The organism is Rhizobium sullae, from assembly GCF_900169785.1.
GTDB classification, from domain to species: Bacteria; Pseudomonadota; Alphaproteobacteria; order Rhizobiales; family Rhizobiaceae; genus Rhizobium; species Rhizobium sullae.
On sequence record NZ_FWER01000058.1, the window covers coordinates 14361 to 30168 of the forward strand.

18 protein-coding genes are annotated in these 15808 nt (G+C 60.3%); 8 read left to right on the top strand and 10 right to left on the bottom strand.

The annotated features are described in order from the left end of the window. Nucleotides 1-42 precede the first annotated feature (42 nt). The 6 genes from BN1800_RS32495 (at nucleotide 43) to BN1800_RS32520 (ending at nucleotide 5215) form a co-directional block, all read left to right on the top strand. Nucleotides 43-270, top strand: coding sequence for a hypothetical protein (locus tag BN1800_RS32495; protein ID WP_027512402.1), 228 nt, complete (start codon nucleotides 43-45; stop codon nucleotides 268-270). A gap of 139 nt (nucleotides 271-409) precedes the next feature. Continuing rightward, the gene (gene grxD, locus BN1800_RS32500) at nucleotides 410-742 is read left to right on the top strand and encodes a Grx4 family monothiol glutaredoxin (protein ID WP_087003735.1); all 333 of its coding nucleotides are present in this window, start codon (nucleotides 410-412) and stop codon (nucleotides 740-742) included. Nucleotides 743-882: 140 nt separating this feature from the next. Continuing rightward, entirely contained in the window at nucleotides 883-2088 is a 1206-nt protein-coding gene (locus BN1800_RS32505) for a multidrug effflux MFS transporter (protein ID WP_087003738.1), read from the top strand. A 42-nt stretch (nucleotides 2089-2130) separates the two neighbouring features. Beyond that, entirely contained in the window at nucleotides 2131-3408 is a 1278-nt protein-coding gene (locus BN1800_RS32510) for a multidrug effflux MFS transporter (protein WP_087003741.1), read from the top strand. A 287-nt stretch (nucleotides 3409-3695) separates the two neighbouring features. Next, nucleotides 3696-4241, top strand: a complete 546-nt coding sequence (locus tag BN1800_RS32515; protein ID WP_087003744.1) for a glycosyltransferase — start codon at nucleotides 3696-3698, stop codon at nucleotides 4239-4241. After that, complete coding sequence (locus BN1800_RS32520; RefSeq protein WP_087003747.1) at nucleotides 4223-5215, top strand: NAD-dependent epimerase/dehydratase family protein; 993 nt, start codon at nucleotides 4223-4225, stop codon at nucleotides 5213-5215. The genes BN1800_RS32515 and BN1800_RS32520 overlap by 19 nt, the downstream gene beginning before the upstream one ends. 16 nt (nucleotides 5216-5231) lie before the next feature. Here BN1800_RS32520 and BN1800_RS32525 read toward each other — a convergent pair whose 3' ends face one another. From BN1800_RS32525 to BN1800_RS32570, 10 genes are all read right to left on the bottom strand, one after another. Next, nucleotides 5232-5480, bottom strand: a complete 249-nt coding sequence (locus tag BN1800_RS32525; protein WP_179213955.1) for a DUF982 domain-containing protein — start codon at nucleotides 5478-5480, stop codon at nucleotides 5232-5234. A 467-nt stretch (nucleotides 5481-5947) separates the two neighbouring features. Beyond that, nucleotides 5948-6772: an inositol monophosphatase family protein gene (locus BN1800_RS32530; RefSeq protein WP_027512395.1), complete on the bottom strand. Its 825-nt coding sequence runs from the start codon at nucleotides 6770-6772 to the stop codon at nucleotides 5948-5950. 32 nt (nucleotides 6773-6804) lie between these two features. Continuing rightward, complete coding sequence (gene ttcA / locus BN1800_RS32535) at nucleotides 6805-7689, bottom strand: tRNA 2-thiocytidine(32) synthetase TtcA (RefSeq protein WP_087003753.1); 885 nt, start codon at nucleotides 7687-7689, stop codon at nucleotides 6805-6807. Nucleotides 7690-7746: 57 nt separating this feature from the next. Next, nucleotides 7747-8676 (bottom strand): glutaminase, encoded by a 930-nt coding sequence (locus BN1800_RS32540; protein WP_027512393.1) that lies wholly within the window; start codon nucleotides 8674-8676, stop codon nucleotides 7747-7749. A gap of 71 nt (nucleotides 8677-8747) precedes the next feature. Next, on the bottom strand, nucleotides 8748-9365 hold the full coding sequence (rpsD, locus tag BN1800_RS32545; RefSeq protein ID WP_027512392.1) for a 30S ribosomal protein S4: 618 nt from the start codon (nucleotides 9363-9365) through the stop codon (nucleotides 8748-8750). A gap of 598 nt (nucleotides 9366-9963) precedes the next feature. Then, nucleotides 9964-11478 (bottom strand): ATP-binding protein, encoded by a 1515-nt coding sequence (locus BN1800_RS32550; protein WP_087003754.1) that lies wholly within the window; start codon nucleotides 11476-11478, stop codon nucleotides 9964-9966. Between the two features lie 147 nt (nucleotides 11479-11625). Continuing rightward, the gene (locus tag BN1800_RS32555) at nucleotides 11626-11949 is read right to left on the bottom strand and encodes an MmcQ/YjbR family DNA-binding protein (RefSeq protein WP_027512390.1); all 324 of its coding nucleotides are present in this window, start codon (nucleotides 11947-11949) and stop codon (nucleotides 11626-11628) included. A gap of 53 nt (nucleotides 11950-12002) precedes the next feature. After that, entirely contained in the window at nucleotides 12003-12806 is an 804-nt protein-coding gene (gene murI, locus BN1800_RS32560) for a glutamate racemase (protein ID WP_087003757.1), read from the bottom strand. Nucleotides 12807-12813: 7 nt separating this feature from the next. Continuing rightward, nucleotides 12814-13617, bottom strand: coding sequence for an RNA methyltransferase (locus BN1800_RS32565; protein ID WP_087003760.1), 804 nt, complete (start codon nucleotides 13615-13617; stop codon nucleotides 12814-12816). Then, on the bottom strand, nucleotides 13601-13849 hold the full coding sequence (locus tag BN1800_RS32570; RefSeq protein WP_143534204.1) for a hypothetical protein: 249 nt from the start codon (nucleotides 13847-13849) through the stop codon (nucleotides 13601-13603). The genes BN1800_RS32565 and BN1800_RS32570 overlap by 17 nt, the downstream gene beginning before the upstream one ends. A 194-nt stretch (nucleotides 13850-14043) precedes the next feature. Here BN1800_RS32570 and BN1800_RS32575 point away from each other — a divergent pair, with 194 nt between their 5' ends. Next, on the top strand, nucleotides 14044-15258 hold the full coding sequence (locus BN1800_RS32575) for an NADP-dependent isocitrate dehydrogenase (RefSeq protein ID WP_087003766.1): 1215 nt from the start codon (nucleotides 14044-14046) through the stop codon (nucleotides 15256-15258). Between the two features lie 80 nt (nucleotides 15259-15338). Next, a complete protein-coding gene (locus tag BN1800_RS32580) occupies nucleotides 15339-15782 on the top strand; it encodes a GNAT family N-acetyltransferase (RefSeq protein ID WP_087003770.1) in 444 nt (147 codons plus the stop codon). The last annotated feature ends 26 nt before the right edge of the window (nucleotides 15783-15808 follow it).

Consider the following 15808-nt stretch of genomic DNA (forward strand, 5'->3'; position numbering starts at 1 on the left):
GAATTCAATAGCCTCGGAGCGTTTTTAGTGCGGGAGGGGCCGATGGCCGATATCGTGAAGGAACTCGTCAGCGGCGTGGTCGAAAGTGTGCTTAAGGAAATCCTCAAGAAGACGGCGGGCCGCACCACGACCAAGCGAAAGAAGCGCCAGACGCGCTCGGCCACGACCGGCCGCTTCACCCGCAAGGCTTCGACCGCAAGCAAACCCGCCAGGAAACAGGTCAGCAAACGCCGCACCGTCGCGACCCGCAGCAGGCAGCGCGGCCGCTAGTTTTTTCAACATTGCGCATCGGGTAGCATGCTTATCTTTTTTTGGTTTTGGCGGCTGGAATTTGGGCCGTCACATGCTATTTAAGGCTAACGATTGAAACGGCGGGCCTTTAACCTGCCTGTTGAAAGGATTGGGTCTCATGAGCGGTATCAACGAATTCATCGACAACGAAGTCAAGACGAACGACGTCGTCCTTTTCATGAAGGGCACGCCGCAGTTTCCGCAGTGCGGTTTCTCCGGCCAAGTCGTCCAGATCCTCGATTACCTCGGCGTCGACTACAAGGGCATTGACGTGCTCGCCGATTCGGAAATCCGCCAGGGCATCAAGGATTATTCGAATTGGCCGACGATCCCGCAGCTTTACGTGAAGGGCGAGTTCATCGGCGGCTGTGACATCGTGCGGGAAATGTTCCAGGCCGGCGAGTTGCAGCAACACTTCCAGGAAAGCGGCGTCACGGTTCGCGCCGCCTGACAGGTCACCGGGCGTTCGCCCGGTTTCCAAATCTGTTCAAATTCGAGTTCGAGGCGCTGTGCTGAACAGCGCCTTGACCTGTTTATGGGATTTTCATCGTGACAGATTCATCTCAAGCCGTGTCCGCGGGCCAAATGCCCATGGGCAAGCGTGAATTCATCGCGCTCGCCGCATTTTTGATGGCAACCAATTCGCTGGCGATCGATATCATGCTGCCGGCTCTGCAACAGATCGGCGCCAATCTCGGCGTCGAAAGCGAAAACCACCGGCAATTCGTCGTCTCGACCTATCTTCTTGGCTTCGGCGCCGCTCAGCTCTTCTACGGGCCGATTTCCGATCGCTTCGGCCGCCGCTTGCCGCTTCTCGTTGGTCTAGGGATTTATATCGCGTCCGCGATCGGAATCGTTTTCATACCCTCGTTTGCCGGCTTGCTCGTGCTGCGTTTCATTCAGGGCATCGGCTCGGCCGCAACGCGCGTCATCACCATTTCGATCGTCCGCGACATCTACGGTGGCCGGCAGATGGCCGAAGTTATGTCTCTGATCATGATGGTGTTCATGATCGTACCGGTCATTGCGCCAGGCAGCGGCCAGATCATCATGCTCTTTGCCAGCTGGCATATGATCTTCGTCTTCATAGCCGCAATGGGGGCGGCAATCGCTGCATGGACCTTCTATCGCCTGCCAGAAACGCTCGATCCGCGCAACGTTCGGCCATTCACGGCGCGCTCGATCCTCGGCGGCTTCAAGCTCGTTCTGACGAACCGCATTGCGCTCTGTTACACGCTTGCCACCACCTTCATCTTCGGCTCCCTGTTCGGCTTCATCAACTCCGCGCAGCAGATCTATGTCGGCATCTACGATCTCGGCGTCTATTTTCCCTTCGCCTTCGCCGCCGTCGCGATCTTTATGTCCATTGCCTCGTTCCTCAACTCGCGCTTCGTCGGCAAGTTCGGCATGCGGCGGCTGTCGCATGGATCGCTGCTCGGCTTCCTCGCCGTCAACACGCTTTGGATGATCGTGCAGGTCGTTGGCCCGCAACCGATGCCCTTCGTCCTTTTCATCGGCTTCTTCGGCATTGCGATGTTCCAGTTCGGCTGGATCGGCTCGAACTTCAACTCGCTCGCCATGGAGCCGCTCGGCCACGTGGCGGGCACCGCCTCCTCCGTGCTCGGCTTCATGAGCACGATCGGCGGCGCGCTCATCGGCGCGGCCATCGGCCAGGCCTTTGACGGCACCGCGCTGCCCATGGTCTCCGGCTACTTCGCCGTGTCGATCATCGGACTGGTCTTCGTCCTGATCGCCGAGAAGGGCCGCCTGTTTCAACCCCACAATCCGCGTGCCTGAGCGGGCCGTTTTTTTCTATTTTACATTGATCGGATTTGAAGAATGACCGCGCATAAACCGCACGCCGAAAACCAGGGCTCCAGCCGCATCGGCATGGGCTTCACCGAATTCGTCATCACCATCGCCATCATGACCGCCAGTATCGCCATGGCGATCGACAGCATGTTACCCGCCCTGCCCGCCATTGGCCGCTCGCTGAGCGTGACGACGACCAATGATGCGCAGCTTGTCATCGGCGTGTTTTTCTTCGGTTTCGGCGTCTCACAGATCGTCTTCGGCAGTCTTTCCGACACCTTCGGCCGCCGCCGCATCCTGCTTGGCGGTCTTGCCGTTTATGTGCTGGCGATGTTCGGCGCAGCACTGACCGGCAGCTTCGAGATGCTGCTCGTGATGCGCTTCGTCCAGGGCATCGGCGGCGCGGCCGTCCGCATCACCACGATGGCGATCGTCCGCGACTGTTTCGGCGGCCGCGAAATGGCCCGCGTCATGTCCTATGTGATGATCGTTTTCATGATCGTCCCGATCGTCGCGCCTTCCGTCGGCCAGCTGATCATCAGCTACGCCGACTGGCATTGGATTTTCAACCTGCTCGGTGTCGTCGGCTCGATCCTCTTCCTCTGGGCGCTGTCGCGACTGAAGGAGTCGCTGCCGGCCGACGAGCGTATCCCGCTCTCCGTCGGTTCGATTGTCGATGGCTTCAGGACCGTTCTCACGAACCGCATCACCTGCGGTTACATGATCGGGCTCACGATGTTCACGGGCGTGATCAGCGCCTACGTCATCTCCGTCCAGCAGGTCTTCGGCGAGGTCTACGGCCTCGGCGATTGGCTGCCAATCGCTTTTGCGGCAACGGCAGGCGGCATCGCGGTCGCGAACTTCGCCAACGGCTTCTTCGTCCGCACCTTCGGCATGCGCCGCATCTCGCACACGGCCATGATCCTCTTCACAGTGATTTCGGCATTCGGCTACATCATGGCGCTCGGCGGACGTGTCAATTTCGCGCTGGACTATGCGCTGTTTTCGATTCTGCTGATGATGTTTGCAGTGATCGCCACGAACTTCACGGCAATCAGCCTGGAGCCGATGGGCAATCTCGCAGGCACGGCGACCGCCATCACCGGCTTCGTCTCGACGTCCGTCGGCGCACTGCTCGGCGGCGCCGTCGGCCAGCTCTTCAACGGCACTGTCCAGCCGCTCTTTGCCGGCTTTGCGGTCTTCGGCGCCGTCAGCATCGTTGCGACGCTTTGGGCCGAAAACGGCAAGCTCTTCACCCATCCGGGCGACAGTCCCCAACTCGACCCGGGTGTTGCGCATCTCTGATGGAGCAAGCGCCTTCGTTCCGGCGGGAGGCGCTGCGGACCTGGCCTGGGTCGCGGTTGCAGGCTGCGCGATGAGGTGAGCTGCTACCACAGATTGTTGCGCATTCCAATCATATGCAACCTTGTATAAAGTCCTGCACATTTGATGATTGCAGGTTAGTGCAAAAGGCTGAATTGCAATCAGCCTGAAAACATCGCCTCATAAGATGGGGGATTTTGACACCACCAATCAAACGTCAAGCCCGGTCGGGGCATGCGGTTCTGTTGCGACGGTCCTGGGATATGCGGATGATAGTCATAAATGACGTATCGGTCGTGCGCGGCGGCGCAACAAAGGTAGCTATTCAGTGCCGGCAGACACGCCGCAGCGCTGGCATCGATTGCACATGCATGGAAACCTACCTAAGGCCGGCTCCTTTCCGGCATTTCACCAGATTGCGCAGACCCACGGAACCGTTGACGCGGCTGTCAACTGAGCTCTGGCGCAGAGAGCGCATCGTCTTCCTCGGACGGATGACCCGGGAGAAAAGTCTACGCACGCTCGGTAGCGGGATTCCCGTAATCGTCAGCAGCAACGCCCTCATTGCCGAAGACATTGAAGGCAATGGCGCGGGCCTCGTCTTCAAGAGCGGAGACGCGGGCTCGCTTGCCGGGGCGCTGGTGAGAATCAAGAGCGATAGCCTTGTGAAAAGGCTGGCCGAAGGCGCACGGGCTTTCGGAAAGAAAGTCGCACCAAGCCGACAGGATTGGGAGCGTCGATTTATTGGCATCTACACCGGCGAAGCCGCCCGCCCTTGTGACGGTTTAGGAGAATCATGGTGCGTGCACTTGTGACAGGCGGATGCGGTTTTGTCGGCCGACATCTTTGTGATCGGCTTCTCGCGGAAGGACTGGACATTGTATGCGTTGACTCGCTGAAACCGAGGACAGGCGCAAAGCACCCGGCTCTTTGGAGGCGCCCAAGCAAGCATTTCATCTTCCTTGAGGAGGATTGCAGATCATTCTTCGAGACCTCCTCCCAACGTTTCGACTACGTCTTTCATCTTGCCGCCCTCGTCGGCGGACGAATGACGCTTGAGAACGAAACGCTTCTCGTCGCCGAGGACCTGTCGGTCGATGCCGCGCTGTGGCGATGGGCGGGCTGTAACAAGCCCGGGAACGTTGTCTATTTCAGCTCCAGCGCAGCGTATCCGGTGGCGTTTCAAACCGAGGAAATGCAGACACCGCTTTCGGAGGAGATGATTTCGTTCGAACGGTCGCTTGGCGTTCCGGATCTGAGCTATGGTTGGACTAAGCTGACTGGCGAGTACCTCATGAAGCTCTATGTCGAGCGATACGGCGGCCGGGCCATCGCGTATCGGCCATTCAGCGGCTACGGCGAAGATCAAGATATCGCCTACCCGTTCCCAGCAATCTGCCAGAGACTGGTCAAGGAATGGGGAGCAGCCGAGGTCTCCGTTTGGGGCTCCGGCCGTCAGCGCCGCGACTTCATTCACATTGCCGATTGTATCGACTTCATCTGGCAAACCGTGCACCGGCTGCCAACGGGAACAAGCATGAACCTTTCGACCGGCGGCACGACGTCCTTCATCGAGCTCGCAGTCCTGATCAGCCAAGAATTGGGCTGGTCGCCGGAAATCGCCGGAACGACCAGCCGTCCCGAAGGTGTGTTTTTCCGGTGTGGCGACACTGCTCTTCAACAGCGCTTCGGGCTCGCTCCACGGATCAGTCTTCAAGAAGGTGTCAGGCGCTCACTGGACTCTATCTCCGCATTGAGGCAGCCGCTTACATCTGAGAATGAACGCTGAGCCCTGCTGGTATGCTTCAGACGACGTATTCCAGGTGCGCCTCGCTGGCCGCGACCAGGAACTTCTTGCGTACTTCTTCTGGAGGTATAGCGCCGTTGAAGGCGTCAAGGCAGGTCACCTCGGCACGATAGAGCGCCGGACCATCATGGATCGGCCATTCCATGACCATCAGCCTATAGGCATCGTGAACCGTCCTGACGACGCGATAGCGTCCGCCAAGTTTGATCCTGACGGGCGGGAATTTCCGGATATCCTTTTTCTCCATGACGCTATACCTCACGCAAAACATTCCACTCAACGAATCACCGGGGTACTCGTTCCGGCGGAACCGCTCGGGAACCCCGAGCAATTTCACCGCACAACGGCACGCCGTTCACGGCAATACGAGTATTCTCCATGATGTTTTGTTCATCTGGCGTTCATATTTCTTGTGGCCATCGCCCTTTCGGGCTAATCTGTCTTGGCAACGATGGAGCAAGAGATGATCAGGACCACCGTCGCGGCTTCTGTATTTGCCGCTTATGCCTTTACGATGTTCGCAATTGCATCCCTCCCGCAAAACTCGCCCAGCATTCCGGTCGACCGGATCACGACAAGTTCAACGAACTAAGCCAAGGCTAACACGAAAACCCCGCTCTGAAGCGGGGCGGTATCGTGATCAAAACGCCTTGGGAGGAAATATGCATTTCTCCCTATATGTCGGGCATGGATCGAGGCTTGCGACCTCAATCCTCAGAGCGTGAAAACTTCCCGCCGCAGCAGTTCCCATGACGCCTTGTCCGGAGCGACCAGCAAGCCGCCGCCGACGTGGTGCGGCAGATAGGGCGAGCCATCGAAACGCGCCGCATGGGCGCCCGCCTCCTGGCAGATCAGCGTTCCCGCCAGATGGTCCCAGGGCATCAGCTTGTTGTACATCAGATAGTGCACGTGGCCCGACGCGAATGTCCGGTATTCATGCGCAGCGCAACGGTAATTTACGAGGAAGCGGACCTTCGCAAGATTTGCGAGAATTTCCGGCCGCTTTTCCTTGGGCAGATATCCGGTGGACGCCATGCCGACCATCTGTTCTAAAGCCACCGGCGTGGCCACCGACAGCCGTTCCGCCTCGCCCTCCGGCCGCCGCAGCCAGGCGCCGCCGCCCTTCTCCGCCATCACCCAGTCGTCGCCCATCGGGTCGTATATGATGCCGGCGACAGTTTCGCCCTTCGACACGACCGAAGCCATGACGCCGAAGGCGGGAATGCCGGAAGCGAAATTGAAGGTGCCGTCGACCGGATCGACGACGATCGCGAGGTCCGCTCCCTGCAACTTGCCGAGCAGCGCGGGGTCGGCCGCAACCGACTCCTCGCCGATGAAGACCGCGTCAGGCCAGCGCTTGGCTACCTCTGCCTTCATCATCCGCTCAGCCTGCTCGTCGGCTTCTGTCACCAGATCGGTCGCCTCGGTCTTGATCCGTACGTCGCCGCTGCCGAGACGCCGGAAACGTGGCAGTATCTCGGCCTTTGCCGCCCGCCTGAGGAGATCGGAGAGCGCTGTCACATCAACTGTCGAAGTCATGGCATGTCCTTGCTTTAGAGCGTTTCGCCCAGTTACACGCTTGCCGGTGACGGTCCCGCGACCATCAGGCTGGAAAAATCGAAGAGCTTCGGATCGAGCAGGTGCGAGGGGTTCACATGCGCGAGCGCCCGCAGCATCGTGTCCTTGCGGCCCGGCATGCGCCGCTCGATATCTGCAAGCATATCCTTCATCGCATTGCGCTGCAGGCCGTCCTGTGAGCCGCAGAGGTCGCAAGGGATGATCGGAAACTGCATGGCAGCCGCAAACTTCGCCATGTCGTCCTCGGCGCAATAGGCAAGCGGCCTGAGCACCATCAGGTTACCCTCGTCATTGAGCAGCTTCGCCGGCATGGAGGCAAGGCGCCCTCCATGGAAGAAGTTCATGAAGAAAGTCTCGAGAATGTCCTCGCGGTGATGGCCGAGCACCAAGGCGTCGCAGCCCTCCTCCCGCGCGATGCGATAGAGATTGCCGCGGCGAAGACGGGAACAAAGCGAGCAATAGGTGGCCCCCTCCGCCACCTTCTCCTTCACGATCGAATAGGTATCCCGATATTCGATGCGATGCTTCACACCGATCTCGGTCAGGTAATCCGGCAGGATATGTTTCGGAAAGTTCGGCTGGCCCTGATCGAGATTGCAGGCGATCAGCTCGACCGGCAGCAATCCACGCCATTGCAGGTCAAGCAGCAGCGCCAGCAGCCCGTAGGAATCCTTGCCACCCGAAACGCCGATCAGCCACCGCTTCTGGCCCTTCAGCATATCGAAATCGTCGAAGGCCTGGCGCACCTGCCGCAGCAAGCGCTTGCGCAGCTTGTTGAACGACACGGAGCGCGGCGCATCCGCAAACAGCGCATGGCCGATCACGCCGTCTTCCGCGGCTTCCTTGAAGGCCTCATCAATGTTGGCTGCGATATTCATCGTCCCATCCAATCCAACGGACTCTGCCTTAGCAGAAAGCCGGGTTTCAACGAAGCTTCAATCGCCGAAAACCGACCAGCCGGTGCGCGCTGCGAGCATCTCCAGCGCCACGGCCCCGAGCTGCGAATTGCCAACCTTGTTCAAGCCCGGCGACCAGGCGGCGATCGAGGCGATCCCCGGAGCAACGGCGAAGATGCCGCCGCCGACGCCGCTCTTGCCGGGCAGGCCGACATGATAGGCAAAGTCGCCCGATCCGTCATAATGGCCGCAGGTGAGCATCAGCGCGTTGATGCGCCGCGCCCGCTTCGGCGAAACGACCGAATGGCCTGTCATGGGATTGCTGCCGCGTGCTGCAAGGAAGAGCCCTGCCCGCGCCAGCTGCTCGCAGCTCATCGACAGCGCACACTGGTGGAAATAGACGCCGAGCACGTGTTCGACGGGATGGTCGATGTTTTTGTAAGCGCGCATGAAACTGGCGAGTGCGAAATTCCGGTATCCTGTCTGCGTTTCGGAGCGCGCCACCTTGTCGTCGATGGTTATGGATTCATCGTCTGCCAGATAGCGAACAAAGCGCAGCAGTTCGCCGATCGCCTCGCGCGGCGCATGACCGGCCATCACGACGTCGGTAACAGCAATCGCGCCGGCATTGATGAAGGGATTGCGCGGGATTCCGTGCTCATGTTCGAGCTGGACGATGGAATTGAAGGCGGAACCAGACGGTTCGCGCCCGACCCGCTTCCAGAGGCCCTCGCCGACCTTGCCGAGCGCCAAGGTCAGCATGAAGACCTTGGAAATACTCTGGATGGAGAAAGGCACCGCGGCATCGCCGGCGGTGTAGACCCTGCCGTCGACGGTGACGACCGCCATACCGAACTGGTTCGGATCGATCTTGGCAAGCTCAGGGATATAGTCCGCGATCCTGCCCTCGCCGATGCGGGGCGTCAGCTCCTTGTAGATGCTGTCGAGGACGGCCTGCAAATCCACCATGGCTTCTCTCCAGAGAACAAAAAAGCCGCCCAGGAGGCGGCTTTTCCGTATGCGAAAACGCCTCTCGCCAATTAGCGAGAATAGAATTCGACCACCAGATGCGGCTCCATGACGACCGCATACGGAACGTCGGAGAGCGAAGGAACGCGTGCGAAGGTCGCAACCATCTTGTTGTGATCAGCTTCGATGTATTCCGGAACGTCGCGTTCGGCGAGGCTGATGGATTCCAGAACCGTAACGAGCTGCTTCGACTTCTGGCGAACTTCGATGACGTCGCCGGCCTTGCAACGGTAGGACCCGATGTTGACGCGGACGCCGTTCACGGTCACGTGGCCGTGGTTCACGAACTGGCGGGCAGCGAAAACGGTCGGAACGAACTTGGCGCGATAGACGATCGCGTCGAGGCGGGACTCCAGAAGACCGATCAGGTTTTCCGAGGTGTCACCCTTGCGGCGGTTGGCTTCGTCGAAGATCGCACGGAACTGCTTTTCGCGCAGGTCGCCGTAATAGCCCTTCAGCTTCTGCTTGGCGCGCAACTGCACACCGAAGTCGGAAAGCTTGCCCTTGCGGCGCTGACCATGCTGGCCCGGGCCGTATTCGCGGCGGTTCACCGGGGACTTCGGACGGCCCCAGATGTTTTCGCCCATACGGCGGTCAATCTTGTACTTGGACGATTCGCGCTTGCTCATCGTATTTCCTTTCAGAACGTTAGGGCGGTTTGTTGCCNCCAAACCGCGCGAAGGAAACACGCCCTCCTTTGGCTTTCTTCCGAAAGCCCGACAGGACCATCCTATTACGCGAACAGGACAAATCCACGGGACATGTCAAATGAAACACCGGACATTGCTGCCCGGCGTTCGGGCGGTCTTTAGGGGTTCGTCATGAAAATGTCAACAGCGGAGCGCGTTGAGAGATATCGCGTTTATCGCCATATCGAAAGCAAATGGCCGGAGACTTGTGAAACGACCCTCGCGATCGATGGTGATGTGCTTGACACAGCCAAGGCCATGCCCGCGCAGCAAGATAAAAGCCTTGGCGAGATTATCTCTGACTTGGCTCGCAATCGCTGATCCAGACCCGATCACCCGTAATGCGTAACGGCATTCCGCTTATAAAAGAAGATCCAACGGGGCGGGCGATTACACCTGAATTTGTCAACGAATATCCGTGACGTTCCTTCTCGACGTAAACGTTCTCATTGCCTGTTCTCGCGACTCTCGACCGTCGGATAGGTGCGTCGCTTGCGGTTGATGGCAAAGCAAGGCTCTACCTTGTCGAGACATAAGCTTATTCCGCCGCTTGTGGCGCATCGCCTTGATCGGGCGCATTCGCATCGCCTGGCGCCGTCTGGCAGTTCATGTCCGGGAAAGCCACGACGCGTTTGCCCGTGAAGTCCGTGTGCACCACGACGGTGCCCTGCTCCTCGAAATATCCGAGGAGACGCCTGGCCCGTCGCGCTGAATGCGTACCGTAGGCGCGGGCTATCCGGGCGTCGGACGGGCAAGGCTCGCCGCAGACTGCCGCCTTCGCCAGCATCAGAAATACGCCCTGCAGATCGTCGGTCACACCGGCTGACAACGAAAGTGCCGCCGCCCAGACTTCGGTCCCGGCCGTTGCGGCATCGACGCCAGACCGCGAGATCGCCACGCGCCGGCGGAACTCCGGCAGCGACATCGGCGACCCGGGCACGCGGCGCATGCGCAGACGCACCAGGAATTCCTGGTAGAGCACCGAATCCGTCCGGAAACCTGAACCCGGATCGTCGAGGATTTCCGAAAGCACGGCCGCAAGCCGTTCCTCGCGCTCCTCAGCGGAAAGTTCCCGCTGGCTTGCACGCGCCTCTGCGGGCGCAGCGGTCGCCGCAGGCGCCGAGCGTGAAAGCTCTGCCAGAATGTCCGTCGTCGGCCGTGGCGCCGGCGGCGCGCGGCGCGCGATTGGGCGCTGGAATTCCTCCGGATCGGGCGTGAAGATCAGGTCCTCGACATCCTGCGGCGCGTCCGGCAGCGGCATCAGCTTGGGGCTCGACGAGCGCGCCGACGTCTCCACGGCACCGATCTGGATCGGCAGCGGGCGGCGCGACAAGGCCGGTCCAAGCGCCACGAAGTTGCCGCGCCTCAGTTCGCGGAACATTTCTGCCTGGCGCCGGTCCATGCCGAGCAAATCGGCGGCACGCGCCATGTCGATATCGAGGAAAGTGCGGCCCATTAGAAAGTTCGAGGCTTCCGCCGCAACGTTCTTCGCAAGCTTCGCTAACCGCTGCGTGGCGATCACGCCCGCCAGCCCGCGTTTGCGGCCGCGGCACATCAGGTTCGTCATGGCGCCCAGCGACATCTTTCGGGCATCTTCGGAAACATCGCCGCCGACCGACGGGGCAAACATCTGCGCCTCGTCGACAACGACGAGCACGGGATACCAGTATTCGCGATCGGCATCGAACATGCCGTTGAGGAAGGCGGCCGCCGCGCGCATCTGCTGCTCGATGTCGAGGCCCTCCAGCGTCAATACGCAAGAGACACGGTGCTGGCGGATACGGTTGGCAATGCCTGCAAGCTCCGCCTCCGTCCGTTCACCATCGACGACGACATGGCCAAAGCGGTCGCTGAGCGTGACGAAGTCGCCTTCCGGATCGATGATGACCTGCTGGACCCACTGCGCGGACTGTTCAAGCAGCCGTCGCAGGAGATGTGACTTGCCGGAGCCGGAATTGCCCTGCACAAGAAGGCGGGTCGCCAGCAGCTCCTCGATATCGAGCGTCGCCGGGGTGTTCCCTGACGCCATTCCCATATCGATACCAACCTGCAATGCAATGACCTATTCAGATGAGACTCAATGATGCGAAGCGCCATTGTCCTGAAACGGCGCGCTTCCGTCTATCAAAGATTTCCGGGCATTTCGCCCACGCGTTTGCAAAACCCACAGCGAATGCGGACAGTTGCGGCCTAGCGCTTATCACCGCGCCGGCTTCCTGCGTTGCGCATGCGCCCACGCCATGCACAACGCATTCTCGAGATCCTCCTCGCCCAACTGCGACAGATCCGCGGTCGTCCAGCCCTGCCTGCCCCAGGCATTCGGCACCGGCGAAAAGGCATCCGCCAGCATCATGCATTTGAACTGCTGTTCGTCAGGCGTGAAATTGAAGTTTGCCGTCCGGCCATCGGCGGCGAGCGTGACGTAGATCCGCGCGACCCTGAATGCCATGCGGTCGAAATGCGGGGCCTCGATCGTACCCTCCAGCGATAACGCGATGCGTCGCAAGTCTTCGCCTGTCGCCATTGCACCCACCTCCGACGGTTCGCGCCATCCTATCACGATTGAAGCTGGACGCGTCACCGGACCGTCAGCCCGAAGCCCTGCATCAGTCGCGTTGTGGCGAAATCCGGATTGCCGGAGGTAAACACAGCGAAATCAAAGTTGTCGGGGTGAACGCCATCGGCCACCTGCGGCACGAGGCTGCGCGCGCGCCGTGCGATGGCCTCGGCGGGGTCCAGCCAATCCACTGGCCAGGGTGCCAGCCGCCGGAAGAGGTTCGCCATGAAGGGATAATGGGTGCAGGCGAGCACGACGATGTCAGTCTTGCGGCCGTCCTTTTCGACGAAGCACTGCTCGATTTCCGTCATGACAGCCTCGTCCGAGACGGTATCGCCGCGGATGTAGGCTTCCGCCATGCGCGCCAGATTCTCCGAGCCGACGAGGCGGACGTGGCATTGCTGCGCAAAGGATTGGATCAGATCCCGCGTATAGGCGCGTTTGACCGTGCCGGGCGTGGCAAGCACCGAGACGAGACCGGAACGCGTGCGCTCTGCGGCGGGCTTGATCGCCGGCACCGTGCCGACGAAAGTCATCTGCGGGAAGGCGGCGCGCAGATCGGCACCAACCAGCGTAAAGGCCGTATTGCAGGCGATGACACAGACTTCGGGATCGTAGTCCTCGAGCAGCCTGTCGAAGATCGTGATGATACGCTCCTTCAGCGCCTGCTCTTCCCAGCCCCCATAGGGAAATCCCGCATCGTCGGCGATGTAGATGAAGCCGCGCTCCGGCATCAGCACGCGGGCTTCGCGGAGCACAGTCAGCCCCCCGATACCGGAATCGAAGATCAAGACCGGTTTCAGCTCATTCGCTGCTGATGTCATCTTTCGGCTATTCCTTGGTGTCTGCAGGCGGACGGCTTCCGCGCGGATACTTGCGCGAGAAGCGGTCAAGGGAAGATATCACGCCGCGCAGCACGCTGATTTCCTGTTCCGTGAAGGCGCGGCGGGAAAGGACCGCGCGCAGATTGTCCACCATTTTCGGCTTTTTCCCGGCAGGATGGAAATAATTGCGTGCTTCCAGCGCCTCTTCCAGCTGGTCGAAAAGTCCGAAGAGCTGCTCCTTCGTCGATTGCGTCTGCGACGTCGCCTGGAACGGCACGGCACCAGCATCCTCCATGCCGGATTTCATCCACTCGTAAGACATCAGAAGCACGGCCTGCGCGATGTTCAGCGAGGCGAAGGCGGGATTGACCGGGAAGCTCACGATCTCATCGGCAAGAGCCACTTCCTCGTTGGTCAGCCCCCAGCGTTCACGGCCGAAGAGGATGCCGGTGCCCTCGCCCGCGCGGAATTTCGCCCGCAACGTTTCGGCAGCAACCACCGGAGAACGCACCGGCTTGAAGCCATCCCGTTCCCGGGCCGTCGTCGCATAGACGAAGTTAAGATCAACGACAGCCTGCTCCAGCGTGTGGTAAACCTTTGTGCCTTCGATAACGTGATCGGCTTTGGAGGCGGCGGCTTGTGCCTTCTCGTTCGGCCAGCCGTCGCGCGGATTGACGAGGCGCAGCTCCGCAAGGCCGAAATTCGCCATTGCGCGCGCCACCATGCCGATGTTCTCGCCCATCTGCGGCTCGACCAGAATGATGACCGGTCCTTCGGCCAAAAGTTTGCGCTCGCTATTCGTGCCCGCCATAAATGCCGTCCTTGCTGTCATGCGGGGAATAGCTTTGCAAAGCCGAAACGGCAAGGCCCATGCCGCAGGATTGACCTGTCCGTATACCGTCGATCAAATCAAACCTGCTTTCACTCGCCCAGTTCTGGACGGTTGCATCCATGACTTCCTGCACCGGTGCCTCGATCTCCGCGCCATCGGGGACGGCGGGCAAACCGGCAAATGCGACAAGCAGAAGGGCGATCGTCTTCATGATGAAATATCCGGTTCGAAAGGCAATTGCGTGGAACACTAGCCGAACCTCCGGACTTGGCAAAGGCACGCCAAAATGCGCTTTGAACGGCGCTTGCGGCTTTGCGTTCCCGGCTCACAATGCTATAGCGCTCGGGATTTTTCATCACCCACCCTGGGACGGTCGTCCCTTCCAAGCTTGAACGAGGCAGATACATGAAGAAGATCAAGGTCGCCAATCCCGTCGCCGATCTCGACGGCGATGAAATGACTCGCATCATTTGGCAGCTCATCAAGGACAAGCTGATCCATCCGTATCTCGACCTCGACATCGACTATTACGACCTCTCGGTCGAAAACCGCGACGCCACGAACGACCAGGTCACGGTCGATGCCGCAAACGCCATCAAGAAATACGGCGTCGGCATCAAGTGCGCGACGATCACGCCGGATGAAGCCCGCGTGCAGGAATTCAACCTCAAGGAAATGTGGAAGAGCCCGAACGGCACGATTCGCAACATTTTGGGCGGCGTCATCTTCCGCGAACCGATCATCTGCAAGAACGTTCCGCGCCTCGTTCCAGGCTGGACGCAGCCGATCGTCGTCGGCCGTCACGCTTTCGGCGACCAGTACCGCGCCACCGACTTCAAGTTCCCGGGCAAGGGCAAACTCACCATCAAGTTCGTCGGCGAAGACGGTCAGGTCATCGAAAGGGAAGTGTTCAACGCACCGGGCGCCGGCGTGGCCATGGCCATGTACAATCTCGACGAATCGATCCGCGAATTCGCCCGCGCCTCGATGATGTACGGCCTGATGCGCAAGTGGCCGGTCTACCTGTCCACCAAGAACACCATTCTCAAGGCCTATGACGGCCGCTTCAAGGATATCTTCGAGGAAGTCTACGAGACCGAATTCAAGGACCAGTTCAAGGAAGCCGGCATCACCTACGAGCACCGTCTGATCGACGACATGGTCGCCTCGGCGCTCAAGTGGTCCGGCGGCTACGTCTGGGCCTGTAAGAACTACGACGGCGACGTGCAGTCCGACACGGTTGCCCAGGGCTTCGGTTCGCTTGGCCTGATGACCTCGGTCCTCTTGACGCCGGACGGCAAGACGGTGGAAGCCGAGGCCGCCCACGGCACGGTCACCCGCCACTACCGCCAGCACCAGAAGGGCCAGGAAACCTCGACGAACTCGATCGCCTCGATCTTCGCCTGGACCCGCGGCCTGGCGCACCGCGCCAAGCTCGACGACAACACCGAGCTCGCCCGCTTCGCCTCCACGCTGGAAAAGGTCTGCGTCGACACCGTCGAAGCCGGCTTTATGACCAAGGACCTGGCGCTGCTGATCGGCCCGGATCAGCCATGGCTCTCCACCACCGCCTTCCTCGACAAGATCGACTCCAACCTGCAGAAGGCCATGGGCGCCTGAGGCACCCGGAGACATCGAACAACGAATGCGGCGGGATCTTCCCGCCGTATTCGTTTCAGGCACAAAAGAGGAGCATGGACATGACGACCATCCGCCTGCTACAGCCGTCTGACCGCGCCGCCTGGGAGCCTCTCTGGGTCGCCTACCAGCGCTTCTACGAAGTCGTTATTCCGCCGGAAACGACGGACCTGACTTGGAGCCGCTTCCACGACCCGGCCGAAGAGATGTACGCGCTAGGCGCCTTCGACGCGGGCGGCCGCCTTGTCGGCATCGTTCACGCCATCTTCCACCGGTCCTGCTGGCTGCCACGATGGACCTGCTATCTGCAGGACCTTTACGTCGAAGCCGACCGGCGGGGCTCAGGCACCGGCGCAGCTCTTATCGAAGCCGTGGCAGATCTTGCACGGGAGAACGGCGCCGGCAGGCTCTACTGGATGACCCACGAGACCAACGCGACGGCACGGCGGCTCTACGACCAGATCGCCGAGAGCTCCGGTTTCATCCAGTACCGCAAGGCGCTTTGAACGGCAGGCTTGATTTTGCTCCGGGC